At 72.1% G+C, this 7,715-nt stretch carries 2 protein-coding genes; both read left to right on the forward strand.

What is annotated here, in order from left to right; all coding sequences use genetic code 11:
- A partial coding sequence (locus KN815_RS39710; protein ID WP_216346661.1) for a type I polyketide synthase occupies window positions 1-7,365 on the forward strand: 7,365 nt, incomplete at its 5' end.
- A gap of 94 nt (window positions 7,366-7,459) precedes the next feature.
- The coding region (locus KN815_RS39715) for a beta-ketoacyl synthase N-terminal-like domain-containing protein (RefSeq protein ID WP_216346662.1) at window positions 7,460-7,715 on the forward strand (256 nt) is incomplete at its 3' end.

Genomic DNA, 7,715 nt, shown 5'->3' on the forward strand with positions numbered 1-7,715 from the left:
CTGCGGGCGAAGGTGGACGCGGCATGGAATCTGCATGAGCTGACCGCGGGGATGGACCTGTCGGCGTTCGTGCTGTTCTCCTCGGCCACTGGTGTGCTGGGTGGCGCGGGGCAGAGCAATTACGCGGCGGCGAATGTGTTCCTGGACGGTCTGGCGTCCTGGCGCCGGGCCCAGGGGCTGCCGGGTGTGTCGATGGCGTGGGGCCTGTGGGCCGAGGCCAGCGGCATGACCGGACACCTCGGCGAGGAAGACATCCTGCGGATATCCCGCTCGGGCGTGGTGCCACTGGCCACGGACGAGGGGCTTGAGCTGTTCGACGCGGCCCTGGTCTCGGACGCGGTCGTACCGGTTCTCTTCCGGCTGGACATCCCGGCGCTGCGCGCGCAGGGCGCCGAACTCCCCGCCCTCTTCCGCAACGTCGTACCGGGGATGACCGTCCGGCGTGCCGCGGGCGCCGGAGACACCGACGTGGACGACATCGCCGCCCGCCTGCGGCGACGACTGCTCAGCATGTCCGAGGCGGAACAGGAGCAGTTCCTGCTCGAGGGGCTGATCCGCATCCAGGTGGCGGCCGCCCTGGGACATGCGAAGTCGGACACCGTGGAGGTGGGACGGCCCTTCAAGGAACTGGGCTTCGACTCCCTCACCGCCGTGGAGTTGCGGAACCGCCTCAGCGCCGAAACCGGGCTGCGCCTCCCGGCGACACTCGTTTTCGACTACCCGAACCCGACCGTACTGGCGGGCTATCTGCGCTCGGAGATCCTCGGATCCCAGGGCACGGCCACCACGGCACCGACGGCGGGCGGATCATTCGACGCCCCGTCGGGCACGGACGACGACCCGATCGCGATCGTGGCCATGAGCTGCCGCTTCCCCGGCGGGGTGCGGACCCCCGAGGAGCTGTGGCAACTGGTGATGGCGGGCACCGACGCCACGTCGTCGCTCCCGTCCAACCGTGGCTGGGACCTCGAGTCGGCATACAACCCCGACCCCTCGCATGAGGGCACGTACTACGCCCGCAACGGTGGCTTCCTCTACGAGGCCGACCAGTTCGACCCGGAGTTCTTCGGGATCTCGCCGCGCGAGGCGCTGTCGATGGACCCGCAGCAGCGACTGCTGCTGGAGACGTCGTGGGAGGCGTTCGAGCGGGCCGGTATCGCTCCCGAGACGGCGAAGGGCAGCCGGACCGGCGTCTTCGTCGGCGTGGTCTACAACGACTACGGCACCCGACTGCAAGGACACTCTCCCGAAGGCATCGAGGGCTACCTCGGCATCGGCAGCGCGGGCAGCGTGGCCTCGGGCCGTATCTCCTACACCCTGGGCCTTGAGGGTCCCGCCGTGACGGTGGACACCGCGTGCTCGTCGTCGCTGGTCGCACTGCATCTGGCGGTCCAGGCGCTGCGCCAGGGCGAATGCGATATGGCGCTGGCCGGTGGTGCCACCGTGATGTCCACGCAGCTCGGGCTGGTGGACTTCAGCCGTCAGCGCGCGCTGTCCGTGGACGGCAAGTGCAAGGCGTTCAGCGATGCCGCCGACGGCTTCGGATTCGCCGAGGGCGTCGGCCTGCTGCTCGTGGAGCGGCTGTCGGACGCCCAGCGCAACGGGCATGAGGTGCTGGCCCTCGTCCGGGGTACGGCGACCAACCAGGACGGTGCGTCCAACGGCCTGACCGCCCCGAACGGCCCGTCTCAGCAGCGGGTGATCCGCGCCGCGCTGGCCAACGCCCGGCTGTCGGCCACCGAGGTGGACGCGGTCGAGGCACATGGCACCGGCACCAAGCTGGGCGATCCCATCGAGGCCCAGGCCGTGCTGGCCACCTACGGCCAGGACCGGCCCGCGGACCAGCCGCTGTGGCTCGGCTCGGTGAAGTCGAACATCGGCCATGCGCAGGCTGCGGCCGGTGTGGCCGGTGTCATCAAGATGGTGATGGCGATGCGGCACGGCGCGCTGCCGAAGTCGCTGCACATCGATGAGCCGTCGCCGCATGTGGACTGGTCCGCGGGCGGGGTGAGCCTGCTGACGGACGACATGCCCTGGCCGGAGACGGGACGGCCGCGGCGCGCGGGCGTCTCATCCTTCGGGATGAGTGGCACCAATGCCCACGCCGTGCTGGAACAGGCTCCGCTGGACGACGCTGCCGGCCCCGCCGCCGATGACGACGTCCCGGCCGCGGAACTGCCGGAGAGCACGCCGTGGGTGATCTCCGGACGGTCGGACAGCGCGGTCGAGGCACAGGCGGAGCGGCTGCTGACGCATGTGCGTGAGCACCGGGAGTTCTCGCCCGCCGATGTCGGGCTGTCGTTGGCGACCACGCGCAGTGTGTTCGAACACCGCGCGGTGGTGCTGGCGGGCGACGGCGACGGCCTCCTGAACGGCCTGGGCGCGTTGGCCGAGGGGAATGTGGCACCCGGTGTGGTACGGGGGATGGCCACCGCTCGCGACCAGGCCGTGCTTGTCTTCCCCGGTCAGGGGTCGCAGTGGGTGGGGATGGCGGCAGAACTGCTGGAGTCCTCCCCGGCGTTCGCGGAGCGGATCGGGGAGTGCGCGGCGGCGTTGGCGCCGTTCGTGGACTGGCCGCTCGCGGAGGTGCTGCGGGGTGGCGAAGGCAGCGCGGAGGCGCTGGAGCGGGTCGATGTGGTCCAGCCGGTGCTGTGGGCGGTGATGGTGTCGCTGGCGGATCTGTGGCGCTCCTACGGTGTCGAGCCCGCGGCGGTCATCGGTCACTCCCAGGGTGAGATCGCGGCGGCGTGTGTGGCGGGTGCGCTGTCGCTGGAGGACGCCGCGAAGGTGGTGGCACTGCGCAGCCAGGCGCTGCGGGCGCTGTCCGGGCGCGGTGGCATGGTGTCGGTGTCGCTGCCGGTGGACTCGGTGCGGGAGCGGCTCGAGGCATGGGGTGAGCGGCTGTCGGTGGCGGCGGTGAACGGGCCCTCGGCGGTCGTGGTCTCCGGCGACGCCGACGCGCTGGACGAACTGCTCGGCGCATGCGAGGGCGAGGGGATCCGGGCGCGGCGCGTCCCGGTGGACTACGCCTCCCACTGCGCTCACGTCGAGGCCATCGAGGACGAGCTTCAGCAGATCCTCGCGGGAATCACCCCGCGCTCCTCGTCGGTGCCGTTCTATTCGACGGTGACCGGCGGGGTGCTGGACACCACGGAGATGGACGCCGGGTACTGGTACCGGAATCTGCGGCAGACGGTGCGCTTCGACGAGACCGTCCGTGTTCTGCTGACCGACGGCTTCCAGGTGTTCATCGAGGCCAGTGCCCATCCGGTGCTCACCATGGGGGTGGAGCAGACGGCCGAGGACCACGGCACCCGCGTCACCGCCGTGGGTTCGCTGCGCCGCGAGGAAGGCGGCCTGGACCGGTTTATGGCGTCTCTGGCCGAGGCGTATGTGGGCGGTCTGTCCGTCGACTGGGCGGGAGTGTTCGCCGGAACGGCGGCCAGGCGCGTTGATCTGCCGACGTATGCCTTCCAGCGCGCGCGCTTCTGGCTCGACCCCGAAGCGGGCGACGCCGCTGATGTGTCTTCGGCGGGGCTGGACTCGGCCGGGCATCCGTTGCTCGGTGCTGCCGTGCCGCTGCCCGACTCCGACGGGTTCCTGCTGACCGGCCGGCTGTCGCTGCGTACGCATCCCTGGCTGGCCGACCATGCGGTGCTGGGCCGGGTCATCCTGCCCGGTACGGCGTTTGTCGAGTTGGCCTCGCGAGCCGGTGACGCGGTCGGTTGTGACCGGCTGGAGGAGCTGACGCTGGAGGCGCCCCTGGTGCTGCCCGAGGAGGGGGCGGTCCAGACCCAGCTCATGGTGAGCGGGCCGGGGCCGGACGGGCGGCGTGAGGTCAGTGTCTATTCCCGTCGTGATGGCGGCCCTGAGGCGTCCTGGACGTGCCATGCGAAGGGCGTGCTGACCCTGGCATCCGCAGCCGACGCGACAACGGGTCCGGTGGACCTGAGCGCATGGCCGCCGGCGGGGGCGGAGGCGGTCGAGACCGCGGGCTTCTACGAGGACGTGGCGGCCACCGGGCTGGCGTACGGGCCGGTGTTCCAGGGGCTGCGTGCCGTCTGGCGCATGGGTGATGAGGTCTTCGCGGAGGTGGCGCTGCCGGAGGAGTCGCGGGCGGAGGCGGCCCGGTTCGGGCTGCACCCCGCGCTGCTCGACACGGCGCTGCACGCCTGGCTGGTGTCCGCCGCCGCGGAGAGCGAGGGAAGCTCGGGCGGGATCCGGCTGCCGTTCCTGTGGAGCGGTGTGTCGCTGTACGCCACCGGCGCGACCTCCCTGCGCGTACGACTGACCCGCACGGGCGCCGATGGGATGTCGGTGCTGGTGGCGGATGCCGCCGGTACGCCGGTGGCGTCGGCGGACGCGCTGGTCACCCGGCCGGTCTCGGAAGCGCAACTGGCGTCGTCCACCGAGGACGGCGAGTCGCTCTACCGGGTGGAGTGGGTCGCGGCGTCCACTGCCGCCCCCGTCCCCGCGACGGACCGGTGTGCCGTGGCAGGGCCCGATGTCTTCGGCCTGGCCCGGGCGCTGAAGGCGGCCGACGGGTCGGTGGAGGAACACGCCGACCTGGCTGCTCTCGCGGCGCATGTGGCGTCCGGCGCTCCCCTGCCGAACCTGGTGTTCGTGAGCGTCTCCTCCGCCCCCGGCGAGGACGTCGTTCCGGCCACGCGGGCGGTGGCCCACCAGACCCTGGACATGGTGCGGGCATGGCTGGCGGAGGACCGGTTCGCCGAGGCGCGGCTGGTGCTCGTGACCCGGGGCGCGATGGCGACCGAGGACGGTGTGGACCCGCGTGACCTGGCGGCGGCCCCGGTGTGGGGGCTGGTGCGGTCGGCGCAGGCCGAGAATCCGGACCGGTTCGTCCTGCTGGACGTGGACGGCGGCGAGGAGTCGCAGGCCCTGGTGCACCAGGCGGTGTCCACCGGGGAACCGCAGGTCGCGGTGCGCGGCGCCGAGATGCTGGTGCCGCGTCTGGCCTCCGGTGCCGCGAGGGGTGTGCTGACGCCGCCGGCTGATGCGGCGGCATGGCGGCTGGAGGCGTCCGGAACGGGCACGCTGGAGGGCCTGGCGCTGGCCACGGCCACGGACGCCACCGGGGAGCTCGGCGAGCACGAGGTGCGGGTCGCGGTGCGCGCCACGGGCCTGAACTTCCGCGATGTCCTGATCTCCCTGGGGATGTATCCGGGCGAGGCCATGATGGGTGGCGAGGGGGCCGGTGTGGTCGTGGCCACCGGTTCCGGTGTGGCCTCCCTCGCCGTCGGCGACCGCGTGATGGGGCTGTGGGAGGGCGGTTTCGGGCCGTTGGCCGTGGTCGACCACCGCACCCTGGTGCGGATCCCGGACGGCTGGTCCTTCACCGAGGCCGCCTCCGTCCCGGTCGTGTTCGTGACGGCTTTGTACGCGTTGCGCGAGCTGGCGGGCCTCCGGCGCGGTGAGTCGCTGCTGGTCCACGCCGCGGCCGGTGGTGTGGGAATCGCGGCGGTGCAGTTGGCGCGGGCCTGGGACTGTGAGGTGTTCGCGACCGCGAGCGAGGCCAAGTGGGATGTGCTGCGCGGTCTCGGGCTGGATGAGGCGCATATCGCCTCGTCGCGGACGCTGGAGTTCGAGGAGCGGTTCAAGGACTCCTCGGCCGGTCGTGGTGTGGATGTGGTCCTGGACTCCCTGGCCGGTGAGTTCGTGGACGCGTCGCTGCGGCTGCTGGGCGAGGGCGGCCGGTTCATCGAAATGGGCAAGACGGATGTGCGGTCGGCCGACGAGGTGGCGGCGGCCCATCCGGGCGTGCTGTACCGGGCGTTCGACCTGGCGGAGGCGGGCTCTGAGCGCATCGGGGAGATGCTCGCCGAGATCGTGGCCCTCTTCGAGCGAGGTGAACTGCGTCCGCTGCCCACCCGGGTGTGGGATGTGCGCAGGTCCCCCGAGGCGTTCCGGTTCATGAGCCAGGCCCGCCACGTGGGCAAGCTGGTGCTGAGCGTTCCGGCCACGCTGGACCCGGAGGGCACCGTACTGATCACCGGCGCCGGAGGCGTCCTGGGCGGACTGGTCGCCCGGCATCTGGTGACGGAGCACGGCATCCGCCGGCTGCTGCTGGTCAGCCGCCGTGGCCGCGCCGCCGAGAGCATGACGGCGCTCGAGACGGAGCTGACGGCCCTGGGGGCCTCGGTCGACATCGCCGCCTGCGATGTCGCCGACCGCGACGCGCTGGCCGGTCTGCTGGCGGGGCTGCCCGATGACGGACACGGTCTGACCGGTGTGGTCCATGCCGCGGGCCTCCTGGACGACGGCACGGTGACCTCGCTGACACCGGAGCGGCTGGACGCGGTGCTGCGGGCCAAGGTCGACGGGGCGTGGCATCTGCATGAGCTGACGCGCCGTTTCGATGTGGCCATGTTCGCCCTGTTCTCCTCGGCCGCCGGTGTCCTGGGGTCCGCGGGCCAGGCCAACTACGCCGCCGCCAACACATTCCTGGACGGACTGGCCCAGCGGCGCCGGGCCATGGGCCTGCCCGGAGTGTCGCTGGCCTGGGGCATGTGGGCCGAGCGCAGCGGGATGACCGGACACCTCGCCGAGGCGGACCTCTCCCGTATGACACGGGGCGGACTGGTGCCGTTCTCCTCCGAGGAGGGGTTGCGGCTGTTCGACACGGCCGGGCGGCTGGCCGAAGGCGTGGTGGTGCCCGCGCGGCTCGACCTCGGCCACCTGGCGGCCACCGCCGACACCACCCCCGTGCCGCCGTTGCTCAGCGGGCTCGTACGGCGGCCCGTGGTGTCCCGGCGTGCCTCGGCTCAGGACGAGTCCGGTTCGCAGGAGGCGCCGCTGGTGCGGCGGCTCGCCGGGCTCGGCCAGGGGGAGCGGCAGCGGACGCTGCTGCGGCTGGTCCAGGAACACGCCGCCACCGTCCTCGGCCATGGGGCGGCGTCGGCGGTGGACACCGATCGTGGCTTCCTGGAGCTGGGCTTCGACTCGCTCACCGCGGTCGAGCTGCGCAACCGGCTGAACGCGGCCAGCGGGCTGCGGCTGCCCGCGACCCTCATCTTCGACTACCCGACCCCCGCCGCGCTGGCCGCACATCTGAACGCGGAGATCGCCCCCGTGGCGGCGGACGAACCGACGGACGTGGCCACCGAACTCGACCGGCTGGAAGCGGCGTTGCTCGGCACCAGCACGGCGGCCGACGACGACACCCGGGCCATGGTGGCCGGCCGGTTGAAGCGTCTGCTGTCCCACTGGGACGGCGGCCGTGGCGGCCCGGCGCCGGATGGCCCGACCACCGATTCCGGCGATGCCCAGGATGTCGCCGAACATCTGGAGACGGCGGAGGCCGACGAGCTCTTCGCCTTCATCGACCAGGAGTTCGGGACGTCGTGATCCGATCAGCGGCCGCCACCACGGCGCACCCACGAACCCACACCACCTGCCCGCCGACCACCCCGCTCCCGAAGCGCGACCCCGAGAGGTTCTGATGTCGGAACAAGAAAAGCTGCTCGGCTACCTCCGGCGGGTGACGGCTGATCTGCACCAGGCGCGGCAGCGTCTACAGGATGTGGAGTCCGCGGCCCGTGAGCCCATCGCGATCGTCGGGATGAGCTGCCGCTTCCCCGGCGGGGTGCGCTCCCCCGAGGAGTTCTGGCGGCTGCTGAGCGGGGCCGAGGACGCCATCACGCCGTTCCCCGAGGACCGCGGCTGGGACCTCGACTCGCTCTACGACGCGGACCCTG

The organism is Streptomyces niphimycinicus, assembly GCF_018883605.1.
GTDB classification, from domain to species: Bacteria; Actinomycetota; Actinomycetes; order Streptomycetales; family Streptomycetaceae; genus Streptomyces; species Streptomyces niphimycinicus.